Origin of the sequence: Aegicerativicinus sediminis, from assembly GCF_015476115.1 — a bacterium.
GTDB lineage: Bacteria > Bacteroidota > Bacteroidia > Flavobacteriales > Flavobacteriaceae > Aegicerativicinus > Aegicerativicinus sediminis.
The window spans coordinates 2,268,363-2,282,180 of sequence record NZ_CP064295.1 but is presented as its reverse complement, the minus strand read 5'-3'; the positions used below and the strand labels follow the sequence as shown (position 1 = coordinate 2,282,180).

Annotated in this window: 18 protein-coding genes; 17 read left to right on the top strand and 1 reads right to left on the bottom strand. The window is 34.4% G+C overall.

Annotation, left to right across the window (positions count from 1 at the left end; genetic code table 11):
* Nucleotides 1-86: 86 nt before the first annotated feature.
* The 6 genes from ISU00_RS09855 (at nt 87) to ISU00_RS09830 (ending at nt 4,070) form a co-directional block, all read left to right on the top strand.
* Nucleotides 87-590, top strand: a complete 504-nt coding sequence (locus ISU00_RS09855) for a porin family protein (protein WP_228850492.1) — start codon at nt 87-89, stop codon at nt 588-590.
* 10 nt (nt 591-600) lie between these two features.
* Nucleotides 601-1,032, top strand: coding sequence for a hypothetical protein (locus tag ISU00_RS09850; RefSeq protein WP_228850491.1), 432 nt, complete (start codon nt 601-603; stop codon nt 1,030-1,032).
* Between the two features lie 112 nt (nt 1,033-1,144).
* Nucleotides 1,145-1,816, top strand: coding sequence for a hypothetical protein (locus tag ISU00_RS09845; protein ID WP_228850490.1), 672 nt, complete (start codon nt 1,145-1,147; stop codon nt 1,814-1,816).
* Nucleotides 1,806-2,855: a sensor histidine kinase gene (locus ISU00_RS09840; RefSeq protein WP_228850489.1), complete on the top strand. Its 1,050-nt coding sequence runs from the start codon at nt 1,806-1,808 to the stop codon at nt 2,853-2,855. Before ISU00_RS09845 ends, ISU00_RS09840 begins: the two co-directional genes overlap by 11 nt.
* A gap of 2 nt (nt 2,856-2,857) precedes the next feature.
* Entirely contained in the window at nt 2,858-3,559 is a 702-nt protein-coding gene (locus ISU00_RS09835; protein ID WP_228850488.1) for a LytR/AlgR family response regulator transcription factor, read from the top strand.
* Between the two features lie 37 nt (nt 3,560-3,596).
* A complete protein-coding gene (locus tag ISU00_RS09830) occupies nt 3,597-4,070 on the top strand; it encodes a hypothetical protein (protein WP_228850487.1) in 474 nt (157 codons plus the stop codon).
* 14 nt (nt 4,071-4,084) lie between these two features.
* On the opposite strand, the gene ISU00_RS09825 is transcribed toward ISU00_RS09830, so the two are convergent.
* Nucleotides 4,085-4,597, bottom strand: coding sequence for a hypothetical protein (locus tag ISU00_RS09825; RefSeq protein ID WP_228850486.1), 513 nt, complete (start codon nt 4,595-4,597; stop codon nt 4,085-4,087).
* Nucleotides 4,598-4,944: 347 nt separating this feature from the next.
* On the opposite strand from ISU00_RS09825, the gene ISU00_RS09820 reads away from it, so the two are divergent.
* The 11 genes from ISU00_RS09820 to ISU00_RS09770 all read left to right on the top strand — a co-directional run bounded on the left by ISU00_RS09820 (nt 4,945) and on the right by ISU00_RS09770 (nt 13,811).
* The gene (locus ISU00_RS09820) at nt 4,945-5,700 is read left to right on the top strand and encodes a DUF6090 family protein (RefSeq protein ID WP_228850485.1); all 756 of its coding nucleotides are present in this window, start codon (nt 4,945-4,947) and stop codon (nt 5,698-5,700) included.
* Nucleotides 5,701-5,835: 135 nt separating this feature from the next.
* Nucleotides 5,836-6,543, top strand: a complete 708-nt coding sequence (locus tag ISU00_RS09815; RefSeq protein WP_228850484.1) for a DUF6090 family protein — start codon at nt 5,836-5,838, stop codon at nt 6,541-6,543.
* Between the two features lie 60 nt (nt 6,544-6,603).
* Nucleotides 6,604-6,996: a DUF302 domain-containing protein gene (locus tag ISU00_RS09810; RefSeq protein ID WP_228850483.1), complete on the top strand. Its 393-nt coding sequence runs from the start codon at nt 6,604-6,606 to the stop codon at nt 6,994-6,996.
* A 190-nt stretch (nt 6,997-7,186) separates the two neighbouring features.
* Entirely contained in the window at nt 7,187-7,738 is a 552-nt protein-coding gene (locus ISU00_RS09805; RefSeq protein ID WP_228850482.1) for a DUF5655 domain-containing protein, read from the top strand.
* Between the two features lie 7 nt (nt 7,739-7,745).
* Nucleotides 7,746-8,240 carry a DUF4199 domain-containing protein gene (locus ISU00_RS09800; RefSeq protein ID WP_228850481.1) on the top strand — a complete coding sequence of 165 codons (495 nt, stop codon included), beginning with the start codon at nt 7,746-7,748 and terminating at the stop codon, nt 8,238-8,240.
* A gap of 29 nt (nt 8,241-8,269) precedes the next feature.
* Nucleotides 8,270-8,509 carry a putative signal transducing protein gene (locus tag ISU00_RS09795; protein WP_228850480.1) on the top strand — a complete coding sequence of 80 codons (240 nt, stop codon included), beginning with the start codon at nt 8,270-8,272 and terminating at the stop codon, nt 8,507-8,509.
* Nucleotides 8,506-8,892: a hypothetical protein gene (locus tag ISU00_RS09790; protein WP_228850479.1), complete on the top strand. Its 387-nt coding sequence runs from the start codon at nt 8,506-8,508 to the stop codon at nt 8,890-8,892. The genes ISU00_RS09795 and ISU00_RS09790 overlap by 4 nt, the downstream gene beginning before the upstream one ends.
* Before the next feature lie 57 nt (nt 8,893-8,949).
* Nucleotides 8,950-9,624, top strand: coding sequence for a hypothetical protein (locus ISU00_RS09785; protein WP_228850478.1), 675 nt, complete (start codon nt 8,950-8,952; stop codon nt 9,622-9,624).
* 47 nt (nt 9,625-9,671) lie between these two features.
* Nucleotides 9,672-11,102, top strand: coding sequence for a serine hydrolase domain-containing protein (locus ISU00_RS09780; RefSeq protein WP_228850477.1), 1,431 nt, complete (start codon nt 9,672-9,674; stop codon nt 11,100-11,102).
* Nucleotides 11,103-11,323: 221 nt separating this feature from the next.
* Entirely contained in the window at nt 11,324-12,151 is an 828-nt protein-coding gene (fdhD, locus tag ISU00_RS09775) for a formate dehydrogenase accessory sulfurtransferase FdhD (RefSeq protein WP_228850476.1), read from the top strand.
* A 1-nt stretch (nt 12,152) separates the two neighbouring features.
* Nucleotides 12,153-13,811 (top strand): NADH-ubiquinone oxidoreductase-F iron-sulfur binding region domain-containing protein, encoded by a 1,659-nt coding sequence (locus ISU00_RS09770; protein WP_228850475.1) that lies wholly within the window; start codon nt 12,153-12,155, stop codon nt 13,809-13,811.
* The last annotated feature ends 7 nt before the right edge of the window (nt 13,812-13,818 follow it).

Sequence of the window (13,818 nt, the reverse complement as noted above, 5' to 3'; positions counted from 1 at the left end):
TCAGTGTTTGACGAAATTAATTGCAAAATTCTTCATTATAGATTCAATTTATTGGAACTAACCAAATTTTGTAAAATTCAAAAAATATGAAAACAATTCTTTTTACAATCGCTATGTTTCTCCTCGTCTTTAACCTAAATGCTCAAAATTTCGGAATTAGAGCAGGAGCAGATTTCGCCACTGCGAAAGCAGATTTTGATGGCTATAAAATCAGTGATAATCAAACTGGATTTTATATTGGAGTTTTCACCCGACTTACTCTTTCAGAGAAGTTTAAAATTAGACCAGAAGTAAATTACATTTACGTAGAAGATTTGAATATGATGCAAATTCCTGTTCTTGCTGAATTGGAGATGGTAAACAAATTGAATATTTGTGCCGGGCCAAGTTTCGGATTTTTGTTAGACACTGAGGAAGGTGAAAAATCCTTTAATATGGGATTAGATTTTGGCGTATCTTACAACATTACTGAAAAATTCTTGGCAGAGGCAAGATATTCTCTTGGCCTATCTAATTTGGTAGAAGATAATATGTTTGATGCAACACTTAAACTGCATGGCCTCTTTGTGGGACTCGGTTATATGTTCTGAAATCAGATTTATGAAAATACTGTTTCAGGTTATGGTACTTTTCCTATTGAGCAATTGCAACCACTCAAAACCTCAGGAAACGATTACCATTCAGGAGATAGAAGAAATCCTTGAAATTGATCTTAATTTAGACCAGTTTCAGGATAAGGACGTGAGGATTTTTAAGAGAAAATTGGCTAATCCCGAAAACGTAATGTTTAATACCAATGCCGAACACCAAAACAATCAACCTATTTTTTATTGTTTAGTGATGTTTAGAATTGAAGATGGACAATTAAAAGATTATAGAGCATTTGTCAAATCAACTTTTACTTATGAAAAAGTCAACTTTGAATGGATAAATGACTCAACAGTAACTTTTAATTTTAAAAATAAATTTCACGAACACGAAATTTATACTGTGTCTGGCTATGGTGGGACCACCAAATTAACTTGGTTGTAGATAGGTTCAAAAAGCACATATACATATTTCTATAGCAACTCTTGTTTTAGTTGGCCTATTTGAAATTATACTAGGCCATCTAATTCAATTTTAAAACTTAAAATCAAATCAGATGAAATTAATCAAGCGCATTGCTCCATTATTTGTTTTAGCAGCACTATTAAGTTCCTGCGCCATTAAGTCTTTACATGCTTTCTACACCAAAAATCTAATATATTTTGAAGAGGCCTTAATTGGTAAGTGGTCCGAATCACCGCAAAGCAGTTGGAATATTGAACCTTTTAAGGACGAAATATTAAAAGACCAACATAAGACCGATTATTCCCAACTTGACCAAGAGAACAAAAAACTCTACAATAATTATAAGGATGGTTATGTAGCTTACAACATACAGAACAATTCTTCAACATCTTATATAGTTATGCCCTTTAAAATAAACAATGAATTATTTCTAGATTTTATTCCACTTGAGAACCAAGAGGAGAACGGGTCGGAGAATAATATTTATGATATGCACTTAATTGCCGTGCATACCTTAGCGAAAATAGAAATTACATCGAATAACTCGTTAAACATAAAGTGGTTAGACGAGAAGAAACTTGAAGCCCTGATTAAAGAAAATAAAATTAAAATAAAATACGATAAAGTAGGGTTAGGTGAAAATCTACTTTTAACAGCAACATCTGAAGATTTGGTGAAATTTATAAAGAAATATATGAAATCAGAAGATACGGATAAATGGAAAACAGATACAGAAATAAATTTAACACGCTGTGCTGCATGATATGGAGATTCGATCTGGAAGGATAACACCTCCCAACATTTCGTCTTTTAACCTAGTATTATGGGCTTTCTCTTATGCTTTGTTCTTATGGATGTTCACTGGAGATGAGAAACCAAATGCTATTGATTTTATTTATACTGCATGTTTCTTATCGACCCTAATTATACCTACTATCCTAAATTTTTATGTTTTCATTCCCTCATTTTTAAAGCGTGAAAAATACCTGATTTACATAATTATTTTTATCCTTAACTGTCTGGTTTTTACAATTTTAAACGAGTGGTTCTTCGATTACTTTGTAGATTATATCTTCCCTGAATATTACTTTATTAGTTACCACTCTAGCATTGCTTTATTTACCATTTTCATTGCATTTTTAGCCTCCACCACTTTAATTAAACTCTCCCTAGATTGGTTCTATATAAATCGTAAAGAGAATTATGATTTAAAAGTTAGAAACCAACAGATGCAATTGCAACTTTCTACATTAAGATCGCAAATAAACCCTCATTTTTTATTCAATTCTCTAAACGTAATCTATTCTTTAGCACTTGAAAAACGGGCTGAAACTAAAGATGCAATAGTACAGTTATCCCATATTTTACGGTATGTTATTTATGATTCTAATACAGAGTTAGTTTTTATTGAAGACGAAATCACTCTGTTAAAAAATTATATAGAGTTCCATCAATTCAGACACAAAAAAGATAATAATGTAAATTTTTTTCATCAGGTCGATAACAACAAGTATAAAATCTATCCAATGTTATTATTACCTTTAGTAGAAAACAGTTTTAAGCATGGTATTAAAGGTGATATTGCTAATACTTATATCAAAATTAAACTAATGCTGAATTCCGGCATTTTCACTTTTGAAATTGAAAACAATTCTCCTAAACACCCTGTAATTGAAAAGGGTTATTCAGGCGTAGGATTGAATAACATAAAGAAGAATTTAGAAATAGTTTACCCTAATAACCACTCGTTTAAAATCGTAAAATCCGAAAATAAGTTTAAGGTAATTTTAGAGTTGTATTAAGTATGAAAATAAGTTGCTTGATAATAGATGACGAGCCTTCTTCCCAAATTGTCCTAAAACATTTCATTAGCGACGTCAACTTCCTAGAACTTACAGGAGTTTGTGATAACGCCATTGATGCAATTGAGGTATTAAAAGAAAACAGCAGTATAGATTTGCTTTTTTTGGATATCGATATGCCCAAAATATCTGGACTTACATTTTACAAATCTCTCAAGAATGCCCCTAGGGTTATCTTTACAACCGCTTACCCGCAATATGCAGTAGATGGATTTGAAGTTAATGCGGTTGATTACCTACTTAAACCATTTTCTTTTGAACGCTTTTTAACGGCGGTAAACAAAATTACAGACCATAAGTTGCCTACAAGTTCGAATATTGAAGATCGTCATTTCATAATAGTTAAATCGAACAAAATCCTTTATAAAATTTACTCTAATGACATTTTGTTTATTGAGGCTTATGGAGATTACGTAAAAGTATTTTTAAAAGACCAATTTATTTTAACAAATGCCACCTTTACGTCCATATTAGAACTGCTCCCCCCACATATATTTTTCAGAACCCATAAATCATTTGCCATTAATTTCCATAAAATGAATAGCATAAAAGGAAACCAAATCTCCATTCAAACCCACACCGTCCCCATCGGCCAAAAATTTAAGAATGAATTTCTTAATTATGTCAATAACACATTTACATAGGTTAATTAATCACTTTACACATTAATTAAATACCACCATGCTAAGATTGTCACTAATTATATTTAGCATTTTCACTATCAACTGCTCAATAGCTCAAGAGAGAGGGATTAAAGTTTTTAACGATCAACAATCAAAAGAATTTCTAATCAAAGAAAATAAGAGAATAAGAATTAAAACTATTGATGATCATAAGATATCAGGAAGATTTAAAATTGTGGATGATGAAACGATCTTGATTAGAAAAAGAACTATTAAATTAAGTGAAATTGAAAAATTAAAAAAGCATCCTTTAGGCATGTCAATTATCATTAACGGCATCCTTTACTATTATGCAGCGGCACTGACTGCTGCAGTTCTTACAACATATGCAGAAACTGGAGAAGCATTGGCCTTAATCCTTCTTGCTCCTGCCCCAGGATTAATTTATGGTGGAATTAAATCACCAAATATCCTTAAAGGCTACAACACTGAAAATAATTGGCAATTTCAGATAACAGGTATAAATGAGTAAAATTATAAAACCCATTAAAATATTCTTAGGCCAATATCTATTTGTCTGAGGCTGTGCACACCTAAAAATGGCTCTAATCCAATATTAAACCTATAGCCTAATTGCAGACCTGCACCTACTACAAACTTAGAACTTGTGATAAGAGAATAGTCATCATTCGAATCGTCTTCATCTTCAAAATTTGTAAAATATTTTTTACCCCCTAGACTCAACTGGCCTTGCAAGGTCCATCTATCACGGAAAATTCTACCATAACCCAGATCAGTGGACCAAATAAAATCTCCCTTTCGCGTTTCAATTTTTCCATCATTTTCATTTCGTTTCTTCTTGGTCTCAATCTTTTGTCCGTTGAGTTGAATATTAAGACCCCAGCTTAGCATATTATATCTATCACTACTGAAAGCATTAATACCAATAAAATTGTTTGTGGAACCGTACAAAGAAAGTCCTCTGGCTCCATAGGAAGTCTGACCGAAACAGTAGAAAAGATTAAAACATAAAAAAAATAAAACTATGAACCTCCTCATTGTGACTTAAATTAAAGAGGTGTTCTGGTCGACAGGAAGCTAATTAAAGATAATGAATAACTTTAATTGATTATCAAAAAAAAATCAATCCAAAGCAATGTAAGTTAGTAAGTTAAAACCCAATAAGATTATTACTGATCAATTGGAATTTAAACTAATAATCAAAGTATATTTTCTTCCTCGACCTGCAGACCATTCACTCATGAGAAACTAACCTAATAAATTAGGATTGGCGAAGATGATCTACCTTCTTCAATTAAATTACTGCGTTTTACTATCTTAGTTAAAACCAACGGATAACACAATTAATCTACCTTCAGTGTTAAGGAGTTGCAAACTAATGGCCGATGATAAAGTTCTATAGACGACTTAGATTTGAACTTATGGAGAACAACAAAACTGGGAAATATTTAAAATATGCCATTGGAGAAATTGTTCTTGTGGTTATTGGGATTTTGATTGCCTTACAAGTTAATAATTGGAATCAAAAACGATTAGAGGATATTGAACGTCAAAAAATCATAGAAAGTCTTAATCTTGAATTCAAGCAAAGTAAAAAGGAATTTACTGTTGTTAAAGAGAATCATTTAAATTCCAAAAATGCTAGTTTGGAGCTCATGGGTTTTATTGGAACAAATACCCAACAAAAACTTAACCAAAAAGTAATTGATAGTTTAATCGACAAAATTTTCCCTATCAGTGATTATATTCCCTCTAACAATGCTTTGGATGATATAATACAATCGGGCAAATTAAGTTCACTAGACAATTCTAAACTATCATCAAAATTATCTGAATGGAAATCTATTTTGCACATTTTATCCTCTAGGGATGATAAGCTTGAAGAATGGATTTTTTCACAGTTAATACCATATTTAAACAAGTATGTATCCTGGAGAGATGTAGGGGTTCAGAATAACTATAATTGGTCTACAAAAGGTGCACTTCCCTCGAATTACAACTACATTTTCACTGACCTTGAGTTCGAAAATATTTTAGAAAATCACATTTTCTTTGTAAATGAAAGTTTAAGAAGGCAAACTGAAGCTCTAACTATAATTAATGAAATAATTGAATTAACCTCAGATAATATTAATCCCTAATCATCCATCAATTTAGCCGTATAAATTCTTTAGGAAATCCCTTATCTCCATGTAATTACTATCTTGTAATATTACAAGCGTATTATAGAGTATTTATAATACTGTCATCCTTGATTAGGCAACAAAAAAGATCCTATGATAAAGCTTTTTAGACGAATCCGATTTGAATTTATGGAGAATAATAAAACAGGAAAGTATTTGAAATATGCCATCGGAGAAATTGTTCTTGTTGTTGTTGGCATTTTAATCGCTTTACAATTAAATGCATGGAACGATTATAGCAAGGATCGAACAATTGAAAAGAAGGTACTCTTAAATTTGAGGTATGATTTGCAAAAGGATACTACCGACTTAAATAACTTATTACGCTTAAAAAAGGATCAATTGCAAAAATGTCATCGGATGTTGGATGCCTTCAATAATCCTAATAGGGAAATTTTGGATTCATTACAGTTTATAAATAATATAAAATATTCCTTCTACTTTTATGTTGACAATCCCCATAGGACAGCCTTTGACTTGGGGAAAAGCTCTGGTGATTTGTTCAAAATTACCAATGATACATTGCTTAAGAAAATTTCAGTTTATTTTTCGAATAATAATACAACACAATTTCTTGCTACCAACAAAAAATTTTCAAACGAATTTATGAGCGATGTTTATCTACAACATCACAATCTTAATTTTCAGAATTTTAATGTGTTTAAAGAGGGGGTATTAAAAGATTTTAAAATTTCGAACTATTTTTCAGTTATGCTTGAGTATTTGAGTATTTCGATAGATTTAATTACTGAAAAGAAAAATAGTGCTCTCGAGTTGATGGCCGATATTGATAAACATTGAAAATATGAGTATCTTTAAGTAAGATTTGATAATGTATTTAAACCTAAATATAAAGGACTCATGAGCTATTATTTCAGTAAAATTTTAAAAGAAAAAGATTTCGACAAAGCCATTGAAGATGTAACAGTTGCGTTAAAAAATGAAGGGTTTGGTGTACTCACCGAAATTGACATTGCAGCCACCTTAAAAAAGAAACTAAATGTAGATTTTAAAAAGTATAGAATTTTAGGAGCTTGTAATCCACCTTATGCATATGAAGCCCTAACAACCGAAGAAAAAATCGGACTCTTTTTGCCTTGCAATGTTGTGGTTTTAGAAAATGACAATGGAGAAATTGAAGTTGCGGCTGTAGATCCGATTGCCTCCATGATGTCTGTTGAAAATGATAAGTTGGGGCCAATGGCGGGCGAAGTTCAACATAAGCTAAAAAATGTCATCGGAAATTTATCCTAGGCATAATACCCTATTGCAACATAAAAACTCGAATACTTGCTTCATTTTTGCAAAAAGTCGTGAATCCCGGTAATTATCGGGATTCATGCTTTTAAATAAATAATACAATTTATATCTTAGTTTTCCTTCCCCATCAAGCTGTATAACAACCTATTATTTTTAACCATAATTAAACTTATTAATAATTCCAATGGATAAAGCAGCCCAAACAATGGTTGATAACCTGCATAAAAACACAGGTAAAACTTTAGAACAATGGATTGCCATTGTTAAAAGCCAAAACATCACCAAACATGGCGAGATCATTAAATTCTTAAAAGAAAAACACCTATTCACCCATGGGTTTGCCAATTTGGTCGCTCATAAAACCAATCAATCCGATGCTGGTTCTGCCACTAATAAACAAGACTTAATTGAAAACCAATACAAGGGAAAAGAACATTTCAAACCCATTTACCATCGACTAATTGCTGAAATAAAATCCTTTGGCAGTGATATAGAAATCGCACCTAAAAACAGCTATGTAAGTTTGAGACGAAAAAAACAATTCGCCATACTAAATCCAGCTACAAAGAGCAGATACGAAATAGGCATTAACCTGAAAGGGCAAGAGGCAAAAGGAAAATTAGAAGCCGAAAAGCCAAACTCTATGTGCTCCCATAAAATTAAGCTTTCAGACATTAATGAAATTGATTCCGAAACAATCCATTGGATTAAATCAGCATACGAAAACGCTAACTAACAAGAAGATGAAAAATCTAAAAATAGAATTGAAATGGGCCATAATTTTTTCAATTGTTGCCTTGATTTGGATGGTCTTGGAAAACCTATCAGGACTTCACGGAAAATATATTGATTACCACATGTACCTCACCAATCTTTTTGCAATACCAGCAATTATCGTAATGGTAAAGGCTTTAAAAGACAAAAAAAACAATTATTACGGTGGCCAAATGAGTTATAAACAAGGTTTGATTTCGGGCATCATTATCTCCCTCATTATTGCCTTTTTGAGTCCGATTACACAGTGGATCACATCTAATGTAATAGCTCCAGAATATTTTCCAAATGTAATAGAACGTTCAGTGGAACTTGGCTATTACAAATCAACAGAGGAGGCTTCAGAATATTTCAATTTTGGAAGCTATGTAATTCAAGGAGCCATTGGAAGTTTAATTATGGGAATATTAACGACCGCGATAGTTATGATTTTTATTCGTTCAAAAAACTCAAAGTCCGATTGATTTAGATAGGAGATTTTAAACATCACACTATGAATAGTGAGCATGAAATACCAATCATAGAAGTTTATTCAGGATCATTCATCGAAGTCGGAATGGTAAAAACCATTCTTGAAGATGCAGAAATTAGGGTGTTTATAAAAGATGAAATCATGGGGACTCTGAATCCGTGGCATACCTCTTCAGGAGGATTTGGTGCTGTTAAAATATTTGTTTCCAATAGTGATAAGGAAAAAGCTGAACAGATAGTAACCGAATATTTAAAAGAATGAGCACAAAACTACTAATACTGTTAGTAATACTTTCCTCATTATTAGGCTATTTGGAATGGGGAGACAACAACACCATGTTTCTTTTTGAGGCCGAATATGAAGTAATTTACAAATTGATTTTTAACACAAAAGAGGCTATCCATCCTTTTACAATTCTTCCACTTTTAGGTCAATTGGTTCTTTTATTTAATCTTTTTTTAAAAAAGCCCATTAAATGGTCGGTTTATGTTGCAATTGCCATGTTAGGATTATTGTTGGCCTTCATTTTCTTTATAGGTATATTAAACCTAAATTGGAAATTAATCATTTCCACCCTACCATTTTTGGCTTTATCCTTCCTTCTTATTAAGGCGTTGAGAAAACCATCTAACGTTATACCATAAAAATCCTATCTTTAAAGAAACCTTATCCAAAGTTCGAATCTAAAAACACCAACCAAAATGAAACATCTTATTGCTACCCTAATTTTCACAGGGATATTGATTTCCTGTAACTCATCAGAAAAAAAAGAAGTACAAACAGAAGAACCAACAGCTACTGAAACTTCGCAAGAAACTCCTGCTGAGGCAACTATAAATTTAACCCCTATTAATACGGATGAAGCCTTGCTGGCAACGGCTTTAATGGCAGCTCCAGAAGAAAGCAGGGATGGCTGTAAAGTTATTGGCTTTAATATGGCTGGAGAATTTGTAACGATGAGGGAGGGTAACAATGAATTTATTGTTTTGGCAGACGACCCTAAAAAGGTTGGCTTCAGTGCTGCTTGCTACCATGAAAGTCTAGAACCCTTTATGGCAAGAGGCCGCGAACTTAAAGCCGAGGGGAAAACTCCGCAAGAAATTTTCGAAATTCGAGAGAATGAGATTAAGGCTGGCAATCTTAAAATGGGCGATCCTGGTTCAACCCTGCATATCTATTTTGGGGCCGGAGAACAATACGACCCTGAAACTTCTAAGGTAGATGGAGCACATTACCGATATGTAGTTTATTTGCCATTTGCCACCTCAGAATCCACAGGGCTTCCCGAGTCACCTGTAAGCCCAAACCATCCATGGATTATGGATCCTGGAACACATAGAGCGCATATTATGATATCGCCCAAGCGTGAAGAATAATTTAAACTAGGGATTACTAACTCAAAATCTATAAATCTTTTCTCAAAATGAAATCGATTTACACTTTACTATTTTTAATATTCCTTATTAGTTGCCAATCTAAAACCAAGGAAACAGATGACCTTTTAGAAGCGCGTATTTCTAGAATCGAAAATGGCCTCCAACCCAATCTTCAGATTGAGGGAGATAGTATTCCTAATTATAATATTAATGACCGACTGAAAGAACTCGGAATTCCAGGAGTAAGTATAGCAATATTGAATGATGGTAAAATTGAATGGGCTAAAGGTTATGGAATGGCTGATAGCACAGAAAACCGACTTGTTTCAACCGAAACAATGTTTCTTGCCGGCTCCATAAGCAAGCCTGTAGCTGCAATTAGGGCTCACCAACTTACCGAGGAAGGAAAAATTCACTTAGATTCTAATGCCAATACGTATTTAACTAGTTGGAAATTACCCGATAATGACTACACCACTAATGAAAAAGTTACCACAAGAAGAATCCTTAACCATACTGCAGGTTTAACGGTTTGGGGGTTTCCTGGTTACGATAAAGGAGATACTATACCAACAGTCCCGGAAGTATTAGACGGAAAAGGCAACACAGATTCGGTCAGGGTTTATAAAGAACCTGGCGAAAGTTGGATGTATTCTGGTGGAGGTTATACCATTATGCAATTAATGATTACAGATCTTGAAGGAAAATCCTTCCCTGAAATCATGCAGACCAATGTCCTCGATCCACTAGGCATGACAAGGAGCACCTTTGAGAATCCGCTTCCCGAAAATTATCATTCCATTGCGGCAACAGGCTATAGAGCAGATGGTAAAGAAGTAGAAGGAAAATGGCCCATATACCCAGAAATGGCGGCAGCCGGTCTCTGGACAACACCATCACAGCTAATTCTTTGGGCAAAAGAAATTCAGAAAATACAACAATCTGGCGAGGATGGTTTATTAAAGGCATCTACGGTTAATGAAATGCTTAACCCTGGAATGAACAACCATGGTTTGGGCCCTGGCGTTAGCGAGCATACTTATGGACACGGAGGTGCTGATGAAGGCTTTAGAGCCAATCTTGTAGCATGGAAAGAAAAACCCATTGCCGTTGTTATCATGGTAAATTCTGATAACGGAAGCATCATGCAAGAAATCATGTTGAGCCTCGCAAAAGAATATGATTTACCGGGTGTTGAACCACAAAAGCGTTCAATTATCAAAAAAACTGAAGAACAGCGCATGGTTTACATTGGTAAATATACCATTCCTGAACGTGGAGAGGTTTCTATTGAAATTAAGGATGAAGGACTAGAGGTTATTCCAGATTTTACAGATGGGTCTTTGTATATTTTGCCAGAAACTGATAGCACTTATTTTGACTCAAGCAATGGAAGTTACTTCAATTTTACTTTTGAAAATGAAAAAGTAGTTGGGTTTAAGTTTGGTCGTATTGAAGCTAATAAAATAGAGGAGTAACGTTTCAAAATTCATGCGTTCAATATCGTCAAATATAGGATACCAATGTCTTTTCGAATTCGTCAAAAGTTATTACGAATCGGTATTTATTTAGGACCGCTATTCAAGTTAAATACTGATATCCAAGAAGAAACAAATCAACTACCACGGTAGCTTGGTAGGATATCCTAATCAGTAAATTTCCTTACCTTTAAAGCACAGTCTTGTTTTTCACTACCGGCATGGCAACTAGGCAATATGAAGGCATAAAATTTCAAGAATTCGGATCTTCCCGAGTTCTTGACGCATTGACTGTTGAGGAAGCTCTTCAAATTAACATTAACAACGAGCCTTTTACTGTATCGATGCGTACTCCCGGCGAGGATATTGCCTTGGCCAGAGGTATATTGCATGCTGAAGATGTTTTAAATGATAAAAACTTCCAACCTGAAATTGTCATTGAACAAAAAAGTGACAAGGGAATTATTACAATAGTTAACACCAACATTCCAGAAGATAAAATGGGTAAAGGGTATACAAATAGCCGTAGCCTATTATCCGTTTCTTCCTGCGGTATTTGCGGCAAAACATCATTGGAAGATTTAATTTTCGATACATCTCAAATTGACGAAAACAGTACGATTGATGTAGACTTAATCCACGAACTTTTTGAGCGAATGTTGTTGAACCAAAGGAATTTTAAAAAGTCTGGAGGTACTCATGCCGCCACTGCATTTAACATAAATGGAGAATTGCTTTACACCATGGAGGATATAGGCAGGCATAATGCGGTAGACAAAGTTGTTGGCAAATTAATAAATGATGGGGCTTTAACCCAAGCAAAAATTTTGACTGTAAGCGGCCGAATATCCTACGAAATTGTTGTTAAATGTTTCAAGGCTAAAATTCCGATTTTGGCAGCAGTATCGGCACCATCTTCATTGGCTGTGGATTATGCCAAAGAATTGGGAATTACCCTTTTTGCATTCAGCAGAAATAATAGAACTACTTGCTATTCGCATCCTGAGCGAATTACAATAAATTTTCACAACAAAAACGAAGCTAGTTAATATGTCTAATAACTTAAGTGAATTATTAGGAAGAAAAGGTGTTGAAGAAAGCCTCTTCGATAAAATGGGGAAACTTTCAAAACCTGAAGGTAGCCCAGACGATGACAGTTTGGCAAAATTGGCCGATGAATTTTTGATCGGTAAAGCAAATACCTTTGGCACTTCCTCTTTTTACGATTTTTTAAAACCCGAAAATAAAGACAAAAAAGTGTATGTCTGCAACGGTACAGCGTGTTACTGCTCCGGGACGCAACCAGAAGTTATAGAGACGCTAAGGTTGCAATTTAAGGACACAGAAATTGGACATATGACTTGCCTTGGTCGCTGTCATGAAAATTATGCCTTCCATTATAAGGGCAAAAATTATTCTGGAAATGCCATCAATAATTTAGAAGAAATTGTTTCCGAAAAAGAAGGGAATAACACAGACCAATATACAGTTGCAGCATTTGATAAACCAATCCTAACCGCAGAGTTTACATCTATTGAAAAGTACTACGAGCCCTTTTTAAAGACATTAAAAACAGATTCTGCAAAGGTTCTAGAAGAAATTAAATCTTCAAATCTGCGTGGTCGTGGAGGGGCAGGTTTCCCCATGGGCATGAAGTTGGAATTTTGTCGTAAAGAAGAAAATAAAACCAAATTCATTATCTGTAACGCAGATGAAGGAGACCCAGGCGCATATACCGATCGCTATTTGCTGGAAGAACGGCCACATTCTGTCTTGTTTGGGATGCTAATAGCTGGTTATGTAACCCATGCATCCTACGGTATTTTATACATACGGGCTGAATACCCTGAAGCCGTAAAAGTGGTCCAAACGGCCATCAACGAATTAAAAGATCAGGGGTTAGTAGGAGAGAATATTAAGGGCTCAGGATTCAACTATAATTTTAAAATAATACAAGCACAAGGGTCATATATATGCGGCGAAGAAACTGCCTTAATTAATTCCATTGAAGGACAACGACCCGAGGTACGTGTTCGACCACCATTCCCAGCACAAAAGGGTTTGTTCAACAAACCTACAACGGTGAATAACGTAGAAACCCTTGCTGCACTTCATTATATAATTTCAAATGGAGGTGAAGCTTGGCATGGCATAGGCACTGACCGTTCATCTGGAACAAAACTCGTTTCCCTTGACAGCCTGTTTAATAACCCAGGAGTATATGAAGTACCAATGGGAACACCTCTCTCAACATTAGTATATGACCTTGGAGGTGGTTTTAAAAAACCGGTGAAATCCTTACAAATTGGCGGTCCTTTAGGTGGACTGGTTCCTGTTTCTAAAATTAAGGATCTAACAATAGATTTCGAATCATTTTCAAAAGCGGGATTTTTATTAGGGCATGCCTCCGTAATTTGTGTACCTGAAGAGCTACCGATCATGGCATTTATTGAGCACTTGTTTGACTTTGCTGCTTACGAAAGTTGCGGGAAATGCTTTCCTTGCAGACTAGGGACTAAAAGAGGTCAGGAACTAGCGTACAAAGCTTTGCATTCAGAGTACAAAATAGACTACAGTCTATTTACTGATTTATTGTCCACACTAGAACAAGGTTCACTTTGTGCTCATGGTGGAGGTATCCCATTACCAATAAGAAACGCCCTAATGTATTTTGAAGAAGAATTAAAACCTTATTTTAATCGAGATTAATAAATTA